Raw genomic sequence first — 23,151 nt, forward strand, 5'->3', positions numbered from 1 at the left:
GAGAACAACAATATGGAATTCGATTACCTGATTGTGGGCGCCGGTTCCGCCGGCTGTGTCCTTGCCAATCGCCTCAGTGCCGACCCCAGTGTCACCGTATGCCTGCTCGAGGCAGGGCCGGAGGATCGCTCACCGCTGATCCATACTCCGCTCGGTGTCGCGGCCATCCTGCCGACCCGCCATGTCAACTGGGCGTTCAAGACCACCCCGCAGCCGGGCCTGGGTGGGCGCGTGGGCTACCAGCCACGGGGCAAAGTGCTCGGAGGCAGCAGCTCGATCAACGGCATGGTGTATATCCGCGGCCACCACGACGACTATAACGACTGGCAGGCGCTGGGCAATGAAGGTTGGGGCTTCGACAACGTGCTGCCGTATTTTCGCAAGAGCGAAACGCACCACGCTGGCAGCAGCGAGTATCACGGTGGCGAAGGTGAGCTCCACGTCAGCCCGGCGAATCGCCACACGGCCACCGAAGCCTTCGTCGAATCGGCGATCCGTGCAGGGCACAGCTATAACCCCGACTTCAATGGCAGCCATCAGGAAGGCGCAGGCTACTACGACGTGACCATTCGCGACGGCCGTCGCTGGAGCACCGCAACGGCCTTTCTCAAACCGGTCCGCCATCGCAGCAACCTTACCGTGCTCACCCATGCCCATGTCGAAAGCATCGTCCTGCAGGGTAAGCAAGCGACGGGGGTACAGGCGCTGATCAAGGGTTCGCGCGTGCACTTGAGGGCACGCAAGGAGGTCGTGCTGTCGGCAGGTGCCTTTGGCAGCCCGCACCTGCTGATGCTCTCCGGCATTGGCGCGTCGGCCGAGCTCGAGCCCCAGGGCATCGCCCTGCGCCATGAACTCCCCGGCGTGGGCCAGAACCTGCGCGACCACGCCGATGTGGTGCTGTGCTACAAGAGCAACGACACCTCGCTGCTGGGTTTCTCCCTGAGTGGCGGCGTGAAGATGGGCAAGGCCATGTACGACTACGCTCGCCATCGCCGTGGCCCGGTTGCCAGCAACTGCGCCGAGGCCGGCGCTTTCCTCAAGACCGATCCGGCCCTGGAGCGTCCAGACATCCAGCTGCATGCGGTAATCGGCACGGTGGATGACCACAACCGCAAGCTTCACTGGGGCCATGGCTTCAGTTGCCATGTGTGCGTGCTACGTCCAAAGAGCATCGGCAGTGTCGGCCTGGCTTCCCCCGACCCGCGCAAGGCACCCCGCATCGACCCCAATTTCCTGGCGCACGACGACGATGTCGCGACCTTGCTCAAGGGCTATCGCATCACCCGGGACATCATTGCCCAGACGCCCATGAGCAGCTTCGGACTCAGGGATATCTACAGCGCCGGCCTGCATGACGACGAACAGATGATCGAACTGCTGCGCAAGCGCACCGACACCATCTACCACCCGATCGGCACCTGCAAGATGGGCCAGGACGAGATGGCGGTGGTGGACAGCCAGTTGCGTGTCCACGGTATCGAGGGCCTGCGCGTCGTCGATGCCTCGATCATGCCGACACTGGTCGGCGGCAATACCAACGCGGCCACGATCATGATCGCCGAACGCGCCGCCGAGTGGATTGCCCAGGCCTGACGCTCTTGTACCTGAATCGAGCCGCCCTGCCAGGCACGGGCGGTTCCTGAATACCCTCCACTGTTGCAGCATGGTCAATGCCATCCAGCGCGTCATCTGCGTCGCCAGCAAGTGTGAGGGAGGCCGTGAATGCTGTACCTCGGCGCCAAAAAAAGCGCCCCGAAGAGCGCAAAAAGGGCATGACGATCGTAGCGTCAACTCGATGTAGCTCCGTCAGCCCCGCTCAGCAAACTGTCTCAACGCAACATCATCCGCAGCAGGCCCTGGGTGAGGCGGCCATAAGGCGGTTTGAGCAAGAAGCTGCCATTGAGCTTGGCCTGGTAGAACACCGGCCGCATCTTGCTGAAGGTCTGGAACCCTTCTTCGGCGTGATAATGACCAAGCCCTGAGTTGCCCACGCCACCGAACGGCAGGTTCTCCTGCAGCACATGCAGCATCACGCTGTTGACCGAGACACCCCCGGACAGGGTTTGACGCAGCACGCTCTCGACACGCTCGGCATCCTCGTCGAACAGGTAGAGCGCCAAGGGTCGCTCATGGGCATTGATGTAGCCTATCGCGTCCTCGAGTTTGCGATAGGCCAGTACCGGCAACACCGGCCCGAAGATCTCCTCCTGCATGATCAGCATGTCGTCGCGCACATCGAACACCAGGTGCGGCGTCAGCTTACCCGCCCGGCGCGCACCCTCGGCGTCCGCCAGCGCGACCACGCGCGCGCCCTTGTCCCGGGCGTCCGCCAACAGCGCCTCGACGCGTGCCAGCTGACGCGCATTGATCATGCAGGTGTAGTCAGGGTTGTCGGCCAATGGCTGGGGGTAGTTGCGGGACACCGCCGCCCTGGCGTGCTCGAGGAACTCATCCTCGCTGCCTGCAGGCAGGAACAGGTAGTCAGGGGCGACGCAGGTCTGGCCAGCATTCAGGCATTTGCCCCATAGCACCGTTTCGGCGGCCCTTTTCAATGAATAGCCGGGTGCCACGACAGTCGGTGACTTGCCGCCCAGCTCCAGGGTCACCGGCGTCAGGTTCTCGCTGCAATTGCGCATGATCTGCCGGCCCACCGCCGGCGAGCCGGTGAAGATCAAGTGGTCGAACGGTAATCGGGAGAAGCCGTCGTTGATCCCGGCGCCAGGTTGAATCACCGCCACCAGGTCTTCGTCGAAGCACTTGCCCAGCAGTTCGGCGAGCAAGCGCCCATAGTGGCTCGAGTCGCTGGCGACCTTGATCATGGCCCGGTTGCCGGCGGCCAGGGCGCCACACAACGGACCCAGCGTCAGGTACAGGGGGTAGTTCCAGGGCGCCGCGATCCCGACGACTCCGAGCGGCTGGGCCAACACCGCGGCCCGCGCAGGCTTGAACCAGATCCCGACGCCGCGCTTGCGTGGTTTCATCCAGCGCTTCAGGCAGCCGATGGCGTGGTTGATTTCGCTGACCAGGCCGAAGATATCGAGCATCTTGGTCTCGTGCTCGGAGCGGTGGCCGAAATCGGTGGAAACGGCGGCTGCGATACGCTCGGCGTTCTCCAGCACCAGCGCCTTGAGCGCCAGCAGGTTGGCCCGTCGGCTTGCATAGGACGGGTAGCGCTCTGCGGCGAAGGCCTGGCGCTGTTGGGCGAAAACCTCGCGCATCCGTTCTACTGCCGGTGCGACTTGCTCGATCGACATTGTCTAGGTACTCCTGGTGGATGCTCACTGCGGCCGCGCAAGCGGTCACAGCGCTGAAAACCGAAGCGCGTCAGCGCACTGGCAATGCCTGGTGTCTTGCCCGTTTCAGGGCGAAGAACGCGTAGTACAGCTGGATCATCATGAAGGACCAGCTGGCGAGCGCTATCGACATGAACACGGCCTTGGTGTCGTCCCCGGGAATGGGGAAGAAGTCATAGATGCAGGCCACCATCAGCCCCAGCATCGCCGCCACCGAGACTCCGAACGCGTGCAGGTACTCACCGACCATCACCAGGCGGCTGATGAAGTAAGCAAGGTAGACCGTGTAGCCAGCCCACATGACCACGTAGAAGTACGGCAGGGGCTTGGCCAGGAAGTCGGCCTTGATCATCACCAATGTCGCGGCAAAAGTGATGGCGAAGATCAACACGTCCTTGCCCGCCGAAGGCCGGAAGTTGTGGGTCACCGCCATCAGGCCGAGCACCGTGACGATGGGGATGCCGAAGCCTCGGGAGAAGGCATCGCAGAAAAACGAAATGCCGTAGGAAATCTGCGACTGAGTCAGCAGGTAGATCAGGAAATTGGTTCCGGAAAACGCCACGATCAGCCATTCCAGGCCAAGCAGGACGTTGCCTTTGCGCAAGAACTTGATGCCATAGGTCCCCCCTGAAACCACCAGGAGCACGCAAGTGAGCAACGCAAGAACATCTCTGGTTTCCATAGCACAGGTCTCTTTCTTGAGGTATGAGGGCTTTACTTCGATGCGGCCGCCAACGCGGCGAGGTAATGGGCGAGTGCCTTGCGGTCCTGGGCCGACAGCGTGGAGGTGATCGCTTTCATTGAACCGGTCGGGTCGACCCGGCTACCCTGGGCAAAGGCGTCCAGTTGTACTTGCAGGTAATCGGCGCCCTGCCCCGCCAGGCGCGGGAACGGGCCCTGGCCCATCAGCTTCTCGCCATGGCAGGCGCTGCATGCACCCGCCTGTGCGAGTTGCTCGCCCTGCTGGCGCAAGGCTGGGTCTGGCTGGAAGGTGTGGTTGTCCATTGGCGTCTGGCGCGCGTAATAGCTGGCCAGCTTGTCGATTTCTGCCTGGCCGAGGCTCATTGCCAGCGGCTGCATGTTCGGGAAGTGGCGGGTGCCGTTGGCAAAGCTGTGCAACTGCGCCTTGAGATACTCGGCGGGCTGCCCCGCCAAGCTGGGATAGCGCTGATGCAGCGAGCTCCCGCGCGCGCCATGGCAGCCAAAGCAGGCATCCACGGTCTGTGGCCAGGGACCATCCGCTTCATAAGCCTGGGTCGTGGTGTCTATGTAGGCGACGAGGCGGTAGAGGCCCAGCAGGTCATGTCCGAACCACGCCAGCAGTGCCACCAGCAGCAACCCGCTGGCCCACAACAATTTCTTCTTCATGCTTGCCCCTTATACCCGCCGCAGCGAACCAAGCGCCTGTAGCGCACTTTGATGGCCTGAACGCACCGCGCCATCCATGTACCCCGCCCAGATATCCGCGGTTTCGGTACCCGACCAGATGAGGTTGCCGCAGGGTGGGCGCAACGATTGGCCATGCTCACTCCAGAAACCGGGCGGGATCGCGGACACGCAGGTGAGGCTCCAGGGGTCGGTCAACCCCCAGTCATGGTCGTGGTAACCGACCGGCTGCAAGGCTTCCTCGCCCAGGGAGCGGGCGTAGAGCTGCGTCAGCACCTGCTGTGCGGCCTGATGCTCGGAGGGCAACATGGCATTGACGACGAACGCGTTGATCACGCCGATCTCACCGTTGGGTGGCGAGTTGTCCCAGGCCCACAGCAGTGGCCCCCTGACCTGCAGGGTGTGGCCATTGAGCCCCTTTTCGCGCCAGAACGGCCGCTTGTAGACCATGGCGGTCTTGCGCGCCGGGCTATGGGCCGGCCAGGCGCGTTGCAGTGCCGCCCGCCCCTCGGGCAAGGCGGGCTGGAAGCGCACCTGGTTGCACAGCGCTGGATGGATTGCCACGATCACCCGGCGAGCGCGTATGACACCTTGGTCGGTTTGCAGCTTCACCACCTCGCGGTCCCAGTCGGCAATTTCGCGCACCGGGCAAGCCAGGCGTACCTTGTCGCCCAACTGCTCGGCCATACGGGTGCACAACGCCTGCGAGCCACCGACGAATCGCGTGCCCTGGGCGCTGTCCTTGATCGAGTCGAGCTTCATGTAGTCGCAGCTCGCCGAGTTGATCATCGACAGGAAGTGCAGCAGGCTCATCCTGGCCGGTGCCACACCGCAGGTCAGCATGAAACTGGTGTCCCAACCGGCCCGGTCCTCAGGCTTGATGTCTTGCTGCGCCAGCCAATCACCTGCCGACAACTTGTCCAGCTCGGCGACCTTGGGCGAGGTCCACGGCGCACCGGAGGGTACCGACCTGGACAGCTCGCTGAGCTTCGCGCCGATGTGTTCATCGGTGCCGAAAGTGCCTTTCAGGTCGATTTCCAGGCGCCCGTCCCCGCCAAGGACTACCGTTTTTCCCTGGTAGTAGGTGGGAAAGGTGTCCACCTGGAGTTCACGGGCCAGGTCGGCCACAGCCGTCTGGCCTGGCCCGATCCACTGGCCGCCCACCTCGGAGATGTAGCCTGAGCCCAGGTCGTAGTTGAGCACCCGGCCGCCGACACGGTCGCGAGCCTCCAGCACCAGGAATGAATGGCACCCGGCGTTCTGCAGGTCGCGGGCCGCGGTGAGCCCGGCCATGCCCGCACCGATGATCGCGACATCCAGGATGCCTTCTTCATCGCCGTGTGCATCCAATGAGTGATCATCGGCGCCGGCCAGCCCGACCTGCAGGCCCAGGCTGCCGACGGCTGCGGTAGCACCAGCAAACTTCAGCAATTGCCGGCGCTTGAGATCCAATGAATGGGAGGGGGGCTTTTCAGCCATGACAGAAGCCTCACGCTGTTATTGTTCGATTGTGCTTCGCCACCGCGTGGCGCTTCAGGTTCAGCAAGCAAGGGATGGAGCGGGGTCGATCAGGCCCCCACTGCCAGGCGCAGCGCTCGGCGTCGCAACTGCAGGCCGAACAGCATCATCCAGAACGGGAAGATCAGCACCACGATCACCAGCAGGGCATTGGTCAGCGGGTCCAGGGACTGGAAGAAGCCGGCGAGGAAATACAGGCCAAAGCACCCGCCGACGACCTTGAGCGGCAGCAGCACCGAGTTGCCCCAGCCAGCGCGCTTCAGGTGGCGTCCCACGACGATGCCCCAGAACAGCACGACGGGGCCTTCACACCACCAGAGGCCACGCTGGCTGCCCACCGCGATGGTGGTCCAGGCTGCCTCGGCACCAGCTCGCACGGCTTCGCCACCCGCCTGGTGCAGCTCGGCCAGTGGATTGAGCACCGCCAGTTGCAAGCCCGCGCCGGTCACGCCAAGCACTACATAGGTGGCGATGGCCAGGACGGCCATGTCGCCAAGCGCGCCCGCCTCCTCACGGAATACTCGCCAGAAGTAAGCACCAACGGCCAGAAGCGGCAGGTAGAAACCCAGGATGTCCGCGAACATCGACAGCCTGAAGTACTGCCTGATCTGCGCGGGCAGGTTCAGCATGGTCTCGCCCTGCAGCGTCACGGCCATGTCGCCCTGGGTCACCATGAGCATGAAACCGACGTTGAGGTAGGCGAACACTCCGCCGATGATCGAGGCCCAGGCGGTGAACCGCGCGGCCTCATTCGAATAGCTGTTCATTGCTTCTCCAGGATGGGACAAGGGGATCGGGGAGGCGCCGTGCCAGATACCCGCAAGCGGGTGCCTGCGTTCACGACGCTCGCGCTCGGCGGTTCAGGGCACTGTCGAGCAGGTTCACGCCGGCCAGGGCGGCTTTCACCGCACACCATTGCAAGGGTTCGGGTAGCGTCGACGGCGTCTTGTGGCGCAATGCCGCCAGCAACGCTTGCTCGATCCCCCCGATGCGCTCTGCCAGCAGATAGCCGATCAACGACTGGGTGCCGACACCATGCCCCGAGCAGCCGGCGGTGTAGAGGATGTTGCGGTGCGAACCGGCTTCGCCCACCACGGGCAAGGCGTCGTAGGCCAGGCTGATGTAACCGCTCCAGCACCTGTCGATAGCCACCCCGCGCAATGTCGGGAAGCGGTCGTCCAGGGCTTGGCGCAAGGCGGCGTAGGCCGCGTGGTCCGGCGCGTTCGGCGTTAGCGAGCCATAGGCGTAACCCAACTGCTTGGTGGTGACCAGGAGGGTGTTGCGCGCTGTCAGGCGGTGGCTTTCCATCGTCCAGTGCGGGGTCACGATGCCTTCCCTGCCCTGCCACCCCAAGGATTCGAGCTGCGCGGTAGACAGCGGTTGTGTCTCGATGGCCGAGACCCGCAGCGGCGCGACCTTGTCGCGTAGCAATCCCAGTTGTGGGGTGTAGGCATTGGTGGCCAGGACCATGATCGGCGCGCTGGCCGATCCCTTCTCGGTGTGGCAGGTAATGACCGGGCCGTCGCTGTAGGACAACAGTTGGGTCTGTTCGTACAACCGCACGCCTGCCCGCAACGCCGCCTGGCGCAGCCCCATGACGTACTTGCCAGGATCGAGCGTGCCTCCGTGCTGGGTACAACCGAAAAGGAACGCGGGCGGAATACCGCGAGCGCGCATTTCGTCACGGTCCACGAAGCGGGTCACCGAGCCCAGCTCGTGCCCCAGCGCCATGCTGTGGCGCAGCCTTTTTTCCTGGGCGGGATGGATGGCGGCGCGGATCAGGCCGCTGGGGTTGTAGTCGCAGTCGATGGCAAGCTCACTCAGCCGCCGTTCCACATACGCCACGCCTTCGTCGTAGAAAGACACGACCTTCCTGGCCTGCTGCGCGCCGAGCCGCTTGTGGAACAGCTCGAACTCAACGCCCATGCTGCCGGCGAGGTAACCGGCATTGCGACCGCTTGCGCCGAAGCCTGCGAACGCCTGCTCGAGCACCACGACGCTCGCGCCGAGCGCGGTCAGCTCCAGGGCGGTGGAGAGCCCGGCAAAACCCGCACCAATGATGATCACATCGGCATTGACATCGCCCTCGAGCGCCGGCTGCAGATCGTCCGGTTGTTCGACCCAGCCGCCGAGCAGGCGGAATTTATCAACGTTTCTGGTGGGCTCGGGCATGAGTCGCCTCCGAAATTTGTTGTTGTTTTGCCAAACTCTACTGCTGCGCCTTATTTAACGCAACAACTGTTATGTTGTTTTTTTGAGCGCGCCTTCCGTCAGCAGCGAACGGTATTCCCAGACTCCAGGAAGCGCTGCCGCACCCTCCAGAAGGATGCGGCCAGGGCGGTTCAACGAGGGTCTTGACCTGACGTCGGTGCGACCACGCCATGCCGGGAAAACAGCAGCGGCTGGCCATCGGCGTCAATCAGTGCGGCGGTAAGCGAACCGCCGTCGCTGCTGCGCGTCTCCTCGAAGCTGGCGCCTCCGTCCTGGCTGTTCACCAGCAGGCCGTCCAGCCCCGCCACCAGCACGTGCTTGCCCTCCACCTGTATGGCAGTGATCGAGCTGCGGCTAGTCAGAGGTATGCGCTGCCACGCGCTTGCGTCCGACGCGCCGCGCAACAAGGTCCCGCGCTGTCCACCCACCAGCAGGCGGCCGTCAGGCAGCACGGCACCGCTCCACAGCGAGCCTTGGTAGCCGGTATCCAGGTAACGCCAGGTCTTGCCCCGATCGTCCGTGCGCAGCAGTTGACCACGCTCGGCAGTGGCATAAAGGCTCCCCTGCCCATCGCTGAACAGGCTCAGCAGGTTGAGGTCGGCGCGGCTGCCTCCGGGCTGGGGTTGCAGGGTCTGCTCTGTCCAGCTGACGCCGCCATCGTCGGTCGTCAGGACCAGCGACCACAGCCCTACCGCCACGCCCTGCCGGCGATCGAAGAAATGCACGGCGAACAGCGGCCGGTCGACATCACTATCGATGCGCTGCACCGTCCAGTCTTCTCCTCCGTCGGCACTGGCCAGAATCGCGCCCCAGTGGCCAACGGCCCAGCCGTGCTCGCCGTCGACGAAGCTGACGCTCGTCAGCGCGCTGGACAAAGGCACGCCATGAGCCTGCCGATAGCTGCGGCCACGGTCGTCCGACAGCAGCACGATGCCATGGTCACCCACGGCAACGATCCGCTGCGCGGCCCTGCCCACCCCCAGCATCATGGCCTGCGCTGCATGGGCGACAGGTACTGCCGGTACTACTTGCAGGCTCGCAGCCCACGGCATGGCCGCTGGCAACGCCGCCAGCAGCGCGATGCCCATGACCCGTTTCAGGTAATGCATGTCACTCTCCTCAGTGGGTCAGGGCGCCAACCATTGGTACCGGGCGCTTGCGTGGGAACACCCGTTCGAGCCAGACCGCGAACGCTGGCAACACCGTCATGGCCATGACCATGTTGACCATGAACATGAACGCCAGCAGCTTGCCCATGTCGGCCTGGAACTTGAGCTCGGAAAACGACCAGGTGGCCACGCCGACCGCGAGCGTGAGCGCGGTGAAGATGGTCGCGATCCCGACTTCGCGCAGGGCGCAAGCCACCGCCGTGGCGATGGGCTGACCATGGGCCTGGTGCAGCTGGATGCGGTTGTAGATGTAGAACGCATAATCGACACCGATCCCTACCGCCAGGACCATCACCGGCAAGGTGGCGATGGTCAGGCCAATCTGCAGCTCCTTCATGAACCAATAGCCGATGAAGGTGCCGAGGGTCAGCGGCAGGCAGCACACCAGCACGGCCCTGAGGTCGCGGTAGACGACGAACACCAACAAGGCGATCGCGGCGTAGACATAGAGCAGCATCGGCGTCTCGCTCTTCTCGACCTCCTCGTTGATCGCCGCGATCACACCGGCATTGCCTGACGCCAGTCGCACTGCGACACCGTCCTGCGGATAGGCGACGCGGAATGCCTTCACCGCATCGATCACCCGGCCGATGGTGGTGGCCTTGTGGTCCGCCAGGTACAGGTGCACCGCGGTCATGTCGCAATCGGTGCGCATCAGGCCGGGCAAGCGCCCTACTTCGGCGGCCAGGGACGAGTAGTTCATCGGGTCGATGGGCACCGCGCTCATCTTCGGATTGCCTTCGTTGTAGCCCTCGTTGAACTGACGCATCGCCGAGGAGAACGACGCCACCGAGAGCACTCCGGGCACTCCCTCCATGGCCCAGACGAAGCGGTCCTGGTATTGGCCGAGTGCGGTATTCTCACAGGCATTGGCGCTGCCATCTGGCCCTGGCCGTACCTCGAAGACGACGCTCAACCAGTCCAGGCCGATGTCGTAGTTGCTGGCGATGGCCACCGCGTCGCGATTGAAACGCGAATCCTCGCGCAGTTCCGGCGCCCCCGCCTGGAGCGAGCCGACCACGCGGTCGTGGCTTTGCCAGACGGCCAGCATGAACACGGCCACGGCGGCCACCAGCACCCACCGGGCATTACGCCATTGCGCCAGTCTCGCCAAGCCTTCCAGCCAGCGCGACCGCTGTTGTCGCGATACTTCCTCGGCGGCCGCATAGCGCGCGTCGACCTTCAGCATCGAGGCCACCAACGGCAGCATCACCAGGTTGGTGACGATCTTGTAGGCAACACCCAGAGAGGCTGTGATGGCCAGTTCGCGGACCATGGGGATCGGGATCAGCAGCAAGGTGACGAACGACACCAGGGCAGTGACCAGCGCCAACGTACCGGGGACCAGCAGCCCGCGGAAGCTGGATCGTGCCGCCTGTTCGGCGGGCTTGCCATCGGCGATCTCGCGGACGATGTAGTTGATCTGTTGCACGCCGTGGGATACACCAATGGCGAAGACCAGGAACGGCACCAGCACCGCCAGCGGATCAAGGCCATAGCCCAGCAGACGCAAGCTGCCGAACTGCCAGATCAGGGAGGTCATCGAGCAGCCCAGCGCCAACAGCGTGAAACGCAGCGAATGGCAGTACCAGTAGACCGCCGCCGCCGTCAGCAACAACGCCAGCAGGCAGAATTCCAGCACCGCCGCCGCACCATCGGCGATATCGCCGATCTGCTTGGCGAAGCCGATGACCTGGATCTCGAAGTCGGCATCCTCGAACGGCTGTCGCAGTTGTTGTTCCAGCACGCGGTTGAAGGCCACATAGTCCAGGCGTTGACCGTTGGCATCGTAATCATTGAGCTCGGCGGTGATCATCGCACTGGTCTGGTCGCGGGAAACCAGGGTGCCGATGAATCCACCCTGGGCGGTGGAGTCGGCGATACGCCGGATAATCTGCGCATCCAAACGCTCTGGAGTCACCGTTCCCGGTACTAAAGGGTCAGCGCGAAAGCCCTCCTCGGTGATTTCGTTGACAAAGGCGTTAGGCGTCCAGAGCGAACGCACACTGCTGCGCGAAACGCTGGGCAGGAACGTGACCGCTTGGGTGACTTCGGACAACCGACGCAAGCCCGCTTCGCTCCAGAGGGTGCCGTGGCGTGCCCTGACCACTATGGTCAGGCGATTCGCGCCGAGCAGGTCACCACGGTATTGCTGGAACGTCTCCACGTACTCATGGCCAATCGGCAACTGTTTCTCGAACCCGGCATCCATGCGCAGTTGCACGGCAAACCAGGCCATGCCCAGGGTGAACGACACGAGCAGCGCCAGCACCCAGCCACGATGCCCGAACAACCAGGCCTCACCGCGCGCCAAAAGGCCGCGCGGCGGTGTTTCCTTGATCTGAATAGACATGTTCACGACGGGCCTCACAGGGTGCGCGAAACGACGACACCTACGTAGTCGCGATCACGGAGCAACTGGTCATAGGGCGTATCGCCTCCCATGAACTTGGCGTAGTTGAACGACACCTGCCAGCTGGCCGGGTTGCGCACGAAGTTGAGGTACAGGTTCATGCTGCTGGCGTCTTCGGTGAATGTCGCCGCAAGGTTGGGAGTACGCCCACCGAGGGAGCGCGAATAGAAGATCCCGGGCGTCACCTGCCAGCCTGGTACCAAGGTACCGTCGTAGGTAAGGCTGAAGTCCAGGTTGATCCCCGATGACGTCTTGTCGCCTCGCGACTTCGGCGCCGCCTCCGGATCCAGCTGCCAGGCATTGCCACCGGCCGCAACGATTTCACCGTCGTAGCTGCGGTGCAGGCCCGGGTACTTGATGACCACCAGCTCGGTCAGCAACGAGCCAGTGCTGGCGCCGGTGAAATCGAGCAGCATGGGCGAGTTGGAAGGCGTCATGCTGTAGAGCCCGGTAAGGTGCCACTGGAACTTCTTCTCGTCCTTCCAGCACTTGCCACGGTTGTTGCTGCACAGGTCAATCAGCGGGTTGAGCGGCACCGCGTCCTTGGGCCGGTAGGACAGCTCAGTCCCTACGGCCCAGTCGCCGATCGGCATGTTGGCACTGATGCCATAGAGCATGCGATCTTCCGGATACTCCCACTTCTGTGCCACGGCGAAGGTGTCCGGGTCCAGCAACCGGGTGGTCAGGGACGGCAGCTTGTCGTGGTAGCGCAACACGTACAGGCCGAGATTCAGGTCGCTGTCCTGAGGCTGCCAGCGCAATGACATGCCCCATTGCCCACTGTCGCGGGCGTCCTTGTCGTCGAATCCGTAGGTCTTCATCCCGCTGCCCAGCGCCGGGGTGTAGGACCAGTAGCTACCCACCGGTGGCAGCTCGCTCTTGTTCCAGGCGAACTGGTAATAGGCCTCGATGTTGAATCCATGGCCGAGGCCCGAGGCCAGGCTCAACATCGGTGCCGGCAGCACCGCTTCCTTCAACTGCACGCCTGGGCGCGAGAGCGCCTGGATATCGTAGGCGTTGGTGTTGTTGATACCACCTTGCACGAACAGGCTCTCACCCCAGTTGATCACTTGGTTGCCCAGGCGGGCGCGTACCCGCTGGTCGCCGACATCGAAGCCCTTGCTCACCCACAGGTCGAGCAGGCGCGCCTTGAACTCGAGGTCATCGCGAGCCGAAGGGGTAAGCCCGTCCTTGCCGACGCCATCAGGGGTGTAGAACGACAACGCGCCACTGGTGTCGGTGGCCGCGAAATCGCGTATCCAGCTGCCGCGGGCCATCAAGGTGAAGTCTTCGGGCATCTTCAGCAGCAGCTCATGGGTGCCCTTGAGGTAATGAGTGAACAGATCGCCCTTGTCGTAGTTGAGGTCGCCCTGATCACCAATGCCGGAGGTCTGGGCCAGGCAGCCGCTGGGCGGGTGATGCCCGCTGGTGCCCTGATTGATCAGATTGCAGCCCTGGGACTCGGTGCGGATGCCCATGCCGTAGGAAATCGTCGAATCGAACGAGCCGCGGATGGACTCGGTCTCGAAGGTGAACCCCATTGCCAGGGGAGTCATGCACGCAATAGCAAGGCCAGAAGCTTTTGTGATTGTTGTTTTCATGTCGGCGCTCGAAGGGTCAGGGTTCAACGTTCGCTGATGGCACGCAGGTTGTCCGAGGTATAGAAGTCACGCTTCAGACGTGGGTTGCCGGCATCCTCGGTGAGCCAGCGATGGTCTTTCTTGCCCACGCCGATAGAGGTCATGTCGTAGAGGTAGCGACCGTCAACCAGGTTGTACTGGACCTGGGCTTCCATATCGCATGTGCCGGTTTCGTACACGGGAATGGTGTAGCCCTCACGGACCTTCCAGATCTGCCCTTGCTTGTCGTAGTCAACCGCCATCAGGCCATTCCAGCTGTCCTCGTCGATGTAGAACAAACGCTTGGGCGCCTGATGGCGCATGCCTTGGCGCACCGTAGCCTCGACCACCCAGACCCGGTGCAACTCGTAGCGGCGGGACTGTGGCGCCAAGGCGTTCTGCTGCGCGACATCCTCGATGCGCGCGGATGCGTCGTAAGCGCCGAATGAGTTGTAGGGCACCAGCAGTTCCTGCTTGCCGACCAGCTTCCAGTCGAACCGGTCCATGGGGCCGAAGAAAATGTTCGACTCATCAATGGTGTACTGGTTGTCCAGACCGATCTGCGGCGCGTCATAGGAATAGGACGGCATGCGCCGTACACGGCGCTGCCCAGGAAAGTAGTAGAAGGTGCTGGCCTGCTCGCCGGCCTTGGTCGTGACCACACCTGACTGACCCGCCAGCGCGGCGGGCTCGTTGTAGGAGAAGTAGGTTGCCACCTCAAGGCGATCGTAGGAGGAGAACAACGCACTGCCTTTCTGGCCCCACGGCGTGTACATGAACCAGTCGGTCGAGGTCCGCAGCCAGCTCCCGCCACCGGCACGTGGCGACAGGCCGGAAACCGTCTTGGACATGTCGAAGCCCACGCCGCGGTAGCGCATCTTCATGTTCCACATGACCTCGGCGCCGGTCGTAGGCATGGGGAACGGAATGCCGGGCACATGGGCATCCTGCAATGCCACGCCATCGGCGTCGAGGGTGGCGAAGCCGACGTTCTTGCGCGTGTTGTCGACGACAAAGTCCGGTGCACCGCAGGTGCGTCGGGTCGGATAGACATCCATGCGGTAATCCGGGATCTTCTTGAACAGCTCCAACTGGCCTGCGGAAAGCTGCTTCGCATATTGCGCCACATTACCCGCCGTGATGCTGAAGAGCGGCTTGTCGTCCTTGAACTTCCATGCCTGACCCCGTACCTGCCCATAGCTCCAGCCGGTGTCCTGCTTACCTGGCTCTGTCCAGGCGGGGATCCTGCCATTGGCGCCGGCCGCCAATTCCCCCCCCAGTGGCGTCAGCTTTGTTCCCAGCTGCGAGGCATCGTTCTGCGCAGCTTGCAGCGCGCCGCAGGTGGCCAGTGCCGCAAGCGCCACTGCCAATGACCTCCCTCTGCGGCGAAGGGAAAGGCCAACATCAAGGCGCTGAATCACATCTTTCATGGGAGGTTCCTCACGAGCTCTTGGTGGCCGCTCGACGTGCCTCATGCGAGAGCAGGCCTGACGGCAGGGTCTGTTTCCGAAACATGGTCAACTGACCAAGTCAAATGACCAAGAGCAAGTCACATGCCAATCTGATTGGCTATTTTTTAATTATTTAAATCAACATCTTATAATTTTTATAACAACCGATATGTGCTACCTAAAAACCCAGCGCCGCCCTCTCTTGCAGCACGCTGCGCACCAAAATGTGAAATTACGAAACATTTGTTACCTTAAAAATGACCAGGCTTGCCCCGCCATTTCCACGCGCTGCATGACGGCCAAAAGGTACTTGCGCTAGGATTTGCCGCTGCAAGCCCAGACAGGGCTGACACGCGTCATCTAGGAAGGAGCAAGCCCGATGGCCAGAATGGGCGCTGAACTGCGCAAACAGGATTTTGTGAAAGCGACAGTCAAAGTCATCGCTGAGCACGGGGTAGCCAATGCGACCACCCGCCGGATCGCTGCGGCCGCCGGGTGTCCGCTGGCATCCCTGCACTATGTGTTCCGCACCAAGGACGAGCTGTTCTACGCGGTTTACGAGTCGCTCTTCAGCCAACCCCAGGCGTATCTGCAACAGGCCACTTCTGCGGCGTCCCCCGCGGCGGCGGTCACCGCCATGCTGCGTCGCACCATCCACTGGGCGTCGTCCAATCCGGACGTCGCCAGGGCGCAATCGGAACTGTTCTTCTGGGCGTCGCGCAACCAGCCGGACATGGCGCGCAAGATCTATTCGGTGGGCGTCGAGGCGACCGAGCAGGTGCTTGAGCGTGTCCTTGGCAACTGCCTCGACGCGGCTGGCTTGCAAGCCACCAGCCGCACATTGGTCTTGCTGTTCGACGGGTTGCTCGTCGCCTGGACCGCCCACGGCGATCTCGAGCGTCTAGGGCGGGAAACCGAAACAGCCTGCCAAGCCTTGAGTCTGCTGGTAGAGCATCTGCAACACTCTCAAGGTGCCGATACCCAGAACGACACCGAGTGAGCAGCACGCCCTGGCGCAGCACCAAGGCGTTGCGGTTTGCCTGGCCACAATGGCCAGGCGTCCCACATGAAGCGGCGGTAGCGTCACCACGGATAGAACGACGGCAGGTTGGAAGCCTTGCCACAAAATTGCGGCTTGCGCTTTTCAAGAAATGCGCAGACGCCCTCTTTGCCATCGGCCTGGCTGGTATAGAACATCGCCAACGACTCAATCTCATGGGCGGCAAGCGGATGCGCCTGGTTGGCGTTTCTGAACAGCATCTGCCGAATCAATGCAACCGACACCGGTGACCGGTCGCGCACCAGGGAAAGCGCAAACGCCCGTGCCTCGGCCACCAGGCTCTGCGCCGGCAGCAACGCCCGTACCAGCCCTTTGTCCAGTGCCTCCTCGGCATCGAATATTTCAGCCTTGTACATCCATTCCAAGGCCGTTTCGAGGCCGACGATACGCGGCAGAAACCAGGTCGAACAACCTTCCGGTGTGACCCCAATCTTGCCGAATACGAAGCCGAAGCGGGCCTGGGCAGACGCAAAGCGAAAATCCATGGGTAGCAACATGGTTGAGCCAACCCCCACGGCTGGCCCATTGATCGCACCGATGATCGGCTTGAGGCAGTCGAGCATCGCCAGGACGACGCGGCCGCCGGTGTCCCTGACGCCTCGCTCGATCTCCGGCAGATGACTGCGCTCACGCATGTCCTGGAGGGTCGGCGCAAGCTGCTCATCAAGGCCAAAGACATTACCTGGCACCGACAGGTCCATGCCTGCGCAGAAGGCACGCCCCTCCCCGGTCACGACAATCGCCTTTACTGCATCGTCCTGGCTGGCCCGCCCATACGCATCTACCAGCTCATCGCACATCTCTACGGTGAACGCGTTGAGCTTATCCGGCCGGGCGAGGATCAGCAGCAAGATACCGTCGGCGTCGACTTCATAGCGAAGGGTGCTGTAGGTCATGATTGCGCCCCGAACAAGTTCGCTCCGCGCGTGATCGCCTGACGGCACTCGGTCATGATCCGCTCGATCAGTGCCGCGCAGGTCGGTATGTCATCGATAAGGCCGATGGCCTGGCCTGCCCAGAGAATACCGCCATCCACCTCGCCCCTCTCCAGGGCCGCCCTGCCCCGCGCGCCGGCTACCAATGGCCGGATATCCTCGAACTGCGCCCCGGGATTGCGCTCGATCTCGACCACCTCCTGAGAGATCGCATTACTGAACACTCGACCAGTATTGCGAAAAGCTCGGAAAATCAGCCGGGTGTCCCGCTCGCTGCCCGCGGCGATAGCAGTCTTGATGGCCGGGTGAATCGGTGCTTCCTGGGTGAGCATAAAGCGCGTGCCCATGTTGATGCCTTCGGCGCCGAGCATCAGGGCTGCGGCCATGCCTGCACCGTTGGCGATGCCGCCCGAGGCGAGTATCGGTATGCGCAATGCGGCTGCCGCGGCTGGAATCAGGATCAACCCCGGTACATCATCCTCGCCAGGATGACCGGCGGCCTCGAAACCATCGATACTAACCGCGTCGACACCCGCACGCTCTGCCGACAGAGCATGACGGACAGACGTGCATTTGTGGATGATCTTGATGCCAGCGGCCTTGAAGCGCTCCACCAGTTCTGCAGGGCTGCGGCCCGCTGTCTCGACAACCTTGACACCACTTTCGATGATGGCGGTCGCGTAATCGTCGTAAGGTGGAGGTGACGTGGTGGGTAGGATGGTCAGGTTGACACCGAACGGCAAGGCCGTGAGGGTCTGGCAGCGGGCGATCTCCTGAGCCAACGCTTCGGGAGTCGGCTGCGTCAGGGCTGTCAGGATACCCAGCCCCCCTGCATTGGATACCGAGCTCGCCAGTTCCGCGCGCCCCACCCACTGCATTCCCCCCTGAACGATGGGATAGCGTGTACCGGTCAGCGCTGTAATTCTTGTATGCATCGGGTTTCCTCATAGGTGCCATGGGTAAGCAGACAGGGATACGGTTGCCCGCATCCCAGGTCCGCGCTTGGGCAGAGCCAGGTGCTCGACATTAAAATAACTTTTGTTATGCTAAGTCGAGGAGTCGTTGCTTGGCAATGCCCTTTGGGCGTTTGCGATGGCGAGGACGTAACGCCGCATGCGCATGGACTACGCAACGGGCTGAAGGCCTGTATCACGCGGCGAACTTGCCCACTTTACAAGCCTGGGCCTGAGTATTTGCAGTTCAGGCTCACCTATAACAAGAACCAGTATCCGCCCTAGCACCGGGCCCAGAGGCACTCATGCGCCGAATCGTATTTGCCAGTGTGGTCTCACTCCTGATTACCGGTACCCTGTATGCAGCAAACCAGATCGTGCAGACCAACCCCATGTACCCTTGGCCCCTATACCTGATTTCCAGTCTTGCAGATCTTCTGCAACCGCTACGTGATGCCCTTGCTATTCAGCGCTGATCACTCATCGGCAACGTCGGCCATGAAGATCTGGTGTGGAGTGATAGAAACAAGCAGTGGGCATTCGCTCGCAGGCTATTCACGCCAAATCCGGGTGTCTGCATCCCCAAGTTCGTATGTTCGGATAAAAAGTTTGCGCAAAAGCGGGTCCGCCTCAGTCACGACTTCCAGGCCTCCAGTACGAAACCCCATGGACTTTGAGGTTCTCCCTAACGCACTGGGACGCTCTAACGTGGCATTGGGATTTGGGATAGGAAGCTTATTGGCTCCTCGGGACGAAGGCCTTCGTCACCGAAATCAAACCGCCAATACCCCACATCATGCCAAGCATCGAGCTTGAATCCGACCTGCGGAAACGTACCGATGTGCTGGAAACCGAGTCGCTCGTGCAGCCCGACACTACCTTCATTCGGCAAGGCAATGCCGGCATAAGCCGAGCGATACCCCAGACGCTTCAGAACCGGCAGCAGCACATCATAGAGCTGGCGAGCAATTCCGCTGCGGCGCTGCCCCTCAGCGACATACACCGTCACATCTACCGTCCACCGGTACGCCGCGCGCGCCCGGTGCTGACTGGCGTAGGCATAGCCGACTACCCGTCCTTCTCGCACAGCCACCAGATACGGGTAGGTTTGCAGTGTGGTGGAGATCCGCTCACACATTTGCTCCACGCTCGGCACTGCCTCTTCGAATGAGATGGCCGTGTTGAGCACGATGGGCGCGTAGATGATCTGGATCTCTTCTGCATCCTCTGGTCTGGCGACACGAATCTCGATTCCGCTATGCATCCGACTGCTCCAAGCTGTTCAGGTATTCAACTACTTCGTTGACTGTGCTGCGCGCGGTACGGGTGACGCCGATCAACGTCGCCGAGGCCAGGCCGGTCCAGTCGCCATATCCCACCAGCCAGAGGCGCGGCTCGCGGATAGAGTGCCCCCCATCAACCTCGACCCTACCGTAGTCAGCCAGCACGTCCAGTGCCCTCAGGTGATCCAGCGCCGGCCGGAATCCAGTACACCAGACCACCGCATCGATCTGGGCCTTCTCACCATTGGACCAGACGACCCCATCCGGCATGAATGAGGTGAAAGGCCTTGCAGCACGAAGGGCTCCGCGCTCGCGAGCCCGGACTACCGAGGGCACCATGACGATATCGCCAAGCCCGCCGACAGGTGCGTCGATAACACGGCCTTCCTGCTGAGCCTTGAGGCGCTCGGTAGCGCGTTCGAACAGCACCCGCCCATCGACGTCATCTGGCAGAAACGACGGCTCCTCCGTGGTTACCCACGTTGCGTCAGTGACCTCGGACAACTCCGCATAGATTTGCGCCCCCGAGTTACCACTACCAACGACCAGCCCCCGCTTTCCTTGGAAAGCCTCTGGTGACTGGTAATGGGCGGAGTGAATTTGCTGCCCCCGGAACAGCTCCACCCCAGGATAGACCGGAACATAGGGCTTGCTCCAAGTCCCCGTTGCGCTGATGACGGCACGGGCTTCCCAGTCGCGGTCCTTCGAGCGAACACGAAGGCCACGCCCGGTTCGCTCCACCGCCGTGACGCTGACGGGCCGAACGATAGGAAACCCGTAGCGCGCCTCGTACTGCTCCAGATAGCTGACCACATGATCCCTATCGGGATTACCTTCGGTGACTGGCGGCATCGGCCAGCCCGCGATCGAGCTCCAAGCGGAGGGCGAGAACAGCGTCAGCGAGTCCCAGCCATGGCGCCAGGCCCCGCCCGCAGCCTCTTCGGCGTCGAGCAGCAGGAACGACAGCTTGGCCCGCTTGAGAAAATAAGCCACCGTCAGCGCGGACTGCCCGCCGCCAATCACGATGACATCGAGTAGTTCGCCTTCGGTGGCCATGGTTTCTCCTGTCTGGCTGGAGCGCTCAGTCTTCGCCGAACTGGTTGATGTAGTTGATGGGCGCAGGTTTCTGAATCGCCCGCGGGCGAAGCTCCTGCACCCATGCGATCGCCTCGCGGCGCGGCATTCCGAGTTCGATCAGCAGCCCAGCGCCACGGCGCCAGCCTGCTTCAACGTCTCCAGGCTTTCAACGAGATCGCAGGCCTGGGGCCTGGGCAGGGTATGAAAATCAGCGCTTCCGGGGCATGGGGCAGCGATTTCATCGAGTAGGGATACGACATGCTCATGGCCTCAAATGGACCGCAGATTGACTCGCTTGGACAGCTCTTGCGCCGACTCCTTGCGCTCGGAGTAGCGGTCCACCAGGTAATCCTGGCGATCGCGCAGCAACAAGGTGAACTTGGTCAGCTCTTCCATCACATCGATCAGACGGTCGTAGAAGGAGGACGGCTTCATCCGCCCGGCATCGTCGAACTCCAGGAATGCCTTGGGTACCGACGACTGGTTGGGGATGGTGAACATCCGCATCCAGCGGCCCAGCACGCGCAATTGGTTCACCACGTTGAACGACTGCGAACCACCGCAGACCTGCAGCACAGCAAGGGTCTTGCCCTGGGTTGGACGAACGGCGCCCATGGCCAGCGGTACCCAATCGATCTGCGCCTTGAACACGGCGCTCATCGAACCGTGACGCTCGGGCGAGCACCACACCTGGCCTTCGGACCATTGCATCAGCTCGCGGAGTTCCAGCACCTTCTCGTGGGAGTCCGGAGCGTCATCCGGCAGCGGCAGGCCGGAAGGGTCGAAAATACGGGTTTCGGCGCCGAACTCTTCCAGCAGACGCGCAGCCTCCTGGACCATCAAGCGGCTGAACGAGCGCTCTCGGGTCGACCCGTACAGCAGCAGGATACGCGGTTTATGCGTGGAAGGATCCCTCGGTTCCAGCCGCCCCAGCGACGGCAGATCAAGCAGTTCTGGCTGGACATTGGGCAGATGGTCGTTCATTTCGGTCTCCATTGATCCAGGGCCTACAGCGCGCCGATGCGGGCAAGCTCGGCTTTCAGCTCGTCCTGGCTCAGTTGCGGGAAAGGCAGCGCCATGAAGGCGCGCACGCGCTCATCGATCTTCGCCAGCGTGGTCAGGAAGGCTTCTTCGATTTCCGCCTCGCTTCCGGTGACTGCCGAAGGGTCGGCCAGGCCCCAGTGGGCTTTGAGCGATGGACCGAAGAAAATCGGGCAGGCTTCGCCGGCAGCACGGTCGCACACGGTGACGACGATGTCGGGAGGAGAGTTCTCGAAGGCATCCGAGGCCTTGCTCGAAAGGCCGGCAGTGGAGATCCCGGCGGCTTCCAGGGTCTTCAGTGCCCGCTCATTGACTTTACCGCTGGGGAAGCTGCCCGAGCTCACAGCCTCCATACCCTCGGGGGCCAGGTGATTGAACAGCGCCTCGGACAGGATGCTGCGGCAGCTGTTGTGGGTGCACATGAACAAGACTTTCATCAGGTATCTCCGGTTCAAAAGCTCAGGCGGATGGCCAATGCGGCCAGGGTGGCAAGCAGGATCGGCAGCGTCAGGACGATACCGGTGCGGAAGTAGTAGCCCCAGGTGATGACGATGTTCTTGCGGGCCAGCACGTGCAGCCACAACAAGGTGGCCAGGCTGCCGATGGGGGTGATTTTCGGGCCGAGGTCACAGCCGATGACGTTGGCGTAGATCATGGCCTCGCGCACGATGCCGGTGGCCTCGGCGGAATGGATCGACAAGGCGCCTACCAACACGGTGGGCATGTTGTTCATGACCGACGACAGGCCAGCGGCGAGCAGCCCCGTCCCGAGAGACGCGCCCCAGATCCCGTAGCCGGCGAACACATTGAGAATCTGCGTCAGGTAGTCGGTGAGGCCAGCGTTACGCAGCCCATAGACCACGAGGTACATACCCAGCGAGAACACCACGACCTGCCAGGGCGCGTCCTTGAGCACCTTGCGGGTAGAAATCACGTGCCCGCGCGCGGCGATCAGGTAGAGGATCAGCGCACAGGCAGCAGCGATGACGCTGATCGGAACGCCCAGCGGCTCGATGGCGAAGAAGCCGACCAGTAACAACGCCAGCACCCACCAGCCGGCAACGAACGTCGCCTTGTCGCGGATAGCGGCTTCGGGAGCCTTCAACTGGTCGAGCTCATAGGTACGCGGCAGGTCCTTGCGGAAGAACCACAGCAGCATGCCCAGGGTGGCGGCGATGCTGACCAGGTTCACCGGCACCATGACCGAGGCGTACTCGCTGAAACCGATGCCGAAGTAGTCGGCGGAGACGATGTTCACCAGGTTGGACACCACCAGCGGCAGGCTCGCGGTATCGGCGATAAAGCCTGCTGCCATGACGAATGCCAGCGTCGCCGCCGGGGAAAAGCGCAGGGCCAGCAGCATGGCAATGACGATCGGGGTCAGGATCAGTGCCGCACCGTCGTTGGCGAACAACGCCGAGACGGCGGCGCCCAGCAGGATGATGAAGGCGAACAGCTTGCGGCTGCTGCCCCTGCCCCAGCGCGCCACGTGCAATGCCGCCCACTCGAAGAACCCCGCCTCATCCAGCAGCAGGCTGATGATGATGACGGCGATGAAAGTGGCGGTAGCGTTCCAGACGATCTGCCAGACCACGGGGATATCGGACAGGCTCACAACGCCTGCCAGCAGCGCCACGACGGCCCCCAGTGCGGCGCTCCAGCCCACGCCCAGGCCTTTGGGCTGCCAGATGACGAGAACGATCGTCACCAGGAAAATCAAAAATGCGATCAGCATGACTACA

Annotated in this window: 19 protein-coding genes; 2 read left to right on the forward strand and 17 right to left on the reverse strand. The window is 62.5% G+C overall.

Going from position 1 to position 23,151, the window contains the following annotated elements; genetic code table 11:
• The first annotated feature begins 12 nt into the window (after positions 1-12).
• Positions 13-1,593 (forward strand): GMC family oxidoreductase, encoded by a 1,581-nt coding sequence (locus ACVWZ5_RS12120; protein ID WP_084942161.1) that lies wholly within the window; start codon positions 13-15, stop codon positions 1,591-1,593.
• A 236-nt stretch (positions 1,594-1,829) separates the two neighbouring features.
• On the opposite strand, the gene ACVWZ5_RS12125 is transcribed toward ACVWZ5_RS12120, so the two are convergent.
• From ACVWZ5_RS12125 to ACVWZ5_RS12170, 10 genes are all read right to left on the reverse strand, one after another.
• Entirely contained in the window at positions 1,830-3,254 is a 1,425-nt protein-coding gene (locus ACVWZ5_RS12125) for a coniferyl aldehyde dehydrogenase (RefSeq protein WP_280071237.1), read from the reverse strand.
• 70 nt (positions 3,255-3,324) lie between these two features.
• Complete coding sequence (locus ACVWZ5_RS12130) at positions 3,325-3,975, reverse strand: hypothetical protein (RefSeq protein ID WP_084942163.1); 651 nt, start codon at positions 3,973-3,975, stop codon at positions 3,325-3,327.
• A 32-nt stretch (positions 3,976-4,007) separates the two neighbouring features.
• The gene (locus ACVWZ5_RS12135; protein ID WP_084942164.1) at positions 4,008-4,661 is read right to left on the reverse strand and encodes a c-type cytochrome; all 654 of its coding nucleotides are present in this window, start codon (positions 4,659-4,661) and stop codon (positions 4,008-4,010) included.
• Between the two features lie 9 nt (positions 4,662-4,670).
• Positions 4,671-6,158, reverse strand: a complete 1,488-nt coding sequence (locus tag ACVWZ5_RS12140; protein WP_457340631.1) for a flavin monoamine oxidase family protein — start codon at positions 6,156-6,158, stop codon at positions 4,671-4,673.
• Positions 6,159-6,247: 89 nt separating this feature from the next.
• Complete coding sequence (locus ACVWZ5_RS12145) at positions 6,248-6,964, reverse strand: hypothetical protein (RefSeq protein WP_084942166.1); 717 nt, start codon at positions 6,962-6,964, stop codon at positions 6,248-6,250.
• 70 nt (positions 6,965-7,034) lie between these two features.
• Complete coding sequence (locus ACVWZ5_RS12150) at positions 7,035-8,369, reverse strand: NAD(P)/FAD-dependent oxidoreductase (protein ID WP_280071235.1); 1,335 nt, start codon at positions 8,367-8,369, stop codon at positions 7,035-7,037.
• A gap of 170 nt (positions 8,370-8,539) precedes the next feature.
• Positions 8,540-9,517, reverse strand: a complete 978-nt coding sequence (locus ACVWZ5_RS12155; RefSeq protein ID WP_425049104.1) for a WD40/YVTN/BNR-like repeat-containing protein — start codon at positions 9,515-9,517, stop codon at positions 8,540-8,542.
• A gap of 10 nt (positions 9,518-9,527) precedes the next feature.
• Complete coding sequence (locus tag ACVWZ5_RS12160; protein ID WP_301140686.1) at positions 9,528-11,930, reverse strand: efflux RND transporter permease subunit; 2,403 nt, start codon at positions 11,928-11,930, stop codon at positions 9,528-9,530.
• A gap of 14 nt (positions 11,931-11,944) precedes the next feature.
• Positions 11,945-13,591 carry a DUF1302 domain-containing protein gene (locus ACVWZ5_RS12165; protein ID WP_309508997.1) on the reverse strand — a complete coding sequence of 549 codons (1,647 nt, stop codon included), beginning with the start codon at positions 13,589-13,591 and terminating at the stop codon, positions 11,945-11,947.
• 23 nt (positions 13,592-13,614) lie between these two features.
• Positions 13,615-15,039, reverse strand: a complete 1,425-nt coding sequence (locus ACVWZ5_RS12170; protein ID WP_084942171.1) for a DUF1329 domain-containing protein — start codon at positions 15,037-15,039, stop codon at positions 13,615-13,617.
• Positions 15,040-15,439: 400 nt separating this feature from the next.
• Here ACVWZ5_RS12170 and ACVWZ5_RS12175 point away from each other — a divergent pair, with 400 nt between their 5' ends.
• Entirely contained in the window at positions 15,440-16,060 is a 621-nt protein-coding gene (locus ACVWZ5_RS12175) for a TetR/AcrR family transcriptional regulator (protein ID WP_172402414.1), read from the forward strand.
• An 83-nt stretch (positions 16,061-16,143) separates the two neighbouring features.
• Here the strand turns inward: ACVWZ5_RS12175 and ACVWZ5_RS12180 are convergent, their stop codons facing one another.
• The 7 genes from ACVWZ5_RS12180 to ACVWZ5_RS12210 all read right to left on the reverse strand — a co-directional run bounded on the left by ACVWZ5_RS12180 (position 16,144) and on the right by ACVWZ5_RS12210 (position 23,144).
• Positions 16,144-17,016 (reverse strand): crotonase/enoyl-CoA hydratase family protein, encoded by an 873-nt coding sequence (locus ACVWZ5_RS12180; RefSeq protein WP_084942172.1) that lies wholly within the window; start codon positions 17,014-17,016, stop codon positions 16,144-16,146.
• A complete protein-coding gene (locus tag ACVWZ5_RS12185) occupies positions 17,013-17,990 on the reverse strand; it encodes an NAD(P)H-dependent flavin oxidoreductase (protein WP_084942173.1) in 978 nt (325 codons plus the stop codon). The genes ACVWZ5_RS12180 and ACVWZ5_RS12185 overlap by 4 nt, the downstream gene beginning before the upstream one ends.
• 721 nt (positions 17,991-18,711) lie before the next feature.
• Complete coding sequence (locus tag ACVWZ5_RS12190; RefSeq protein WP_084942174.1) at positions 18,712-19,272, reverse strand: arsinothricin resistance N-acetyltransferase ArsN1 family B; 561 nt, start codon at positions 19,270-19,272, stop codon at positions 18,712-18,714.
• Positions 19,265-20,347 carry an ArsO family NAD(P)H-dependent flavin-containing monooxygenase gene (locus ACVWZ5_RS12195; RefSeq protein ID WP_457340632.1) on the reverse strand — a complete coding sequence of 361 codons (1,083 nt, stop codon included), beginning with the start codon at positions 20,345-20,347 and terminating at the stop codon, positions 19,265-19,267. Before ACVWZ5_RS12195 ends, ACVWZ5_RS12190 begins: the two co-directional genes overlap by 8 nt.
• Before the next feature lie 291 nt (positions 20,348-20,638).
• Complete coding sequence (gene arsH, locus ACVWZ5_RS12200) at positions 20,639-21,352, reverse strand: arsenical resistance protein ArsH (protein WP_457340633.1); 714 nt, start codon at positions 21,350-21,352, stop codon at positions 20,639-20,641.
• A gap of 23 nt (positions 21,353-21,375) precedes the next feature.
• Positions 21,376-21,846 carry an arsenate reductase/protein-tyrosine-phosphatase family protein gene (locus ACVWZ5_RS12205; protein ID WP_435767933.1) on the reverse strand — a complete coding sequence of 157 codons (471 nt, stop codon included), beginning with the start codon at positions 21,844-21,846 and terminating at the stop codon, positions 21,376-21,378.
• Positions 21,847-21,860: 14 nt separating this feature from the next.
• Positions 21,861-23,144: an arsenic transporter gene (locus ACVWZ5_RS12210; protein ID WP_062574230.1), complete on the reverse strand. Its 1,284-nt coding sequence runs from the start codon at positions 23,142-23,144 to the stop codon at positions 21,861-21,863.
• Between the last annotated feature and the right edge of the window lie 7 nt (positions 23,145-23,151).

It is taken from the genome of Pseudomonas sp. TE6283 (genome assembly GCF_054060555.1).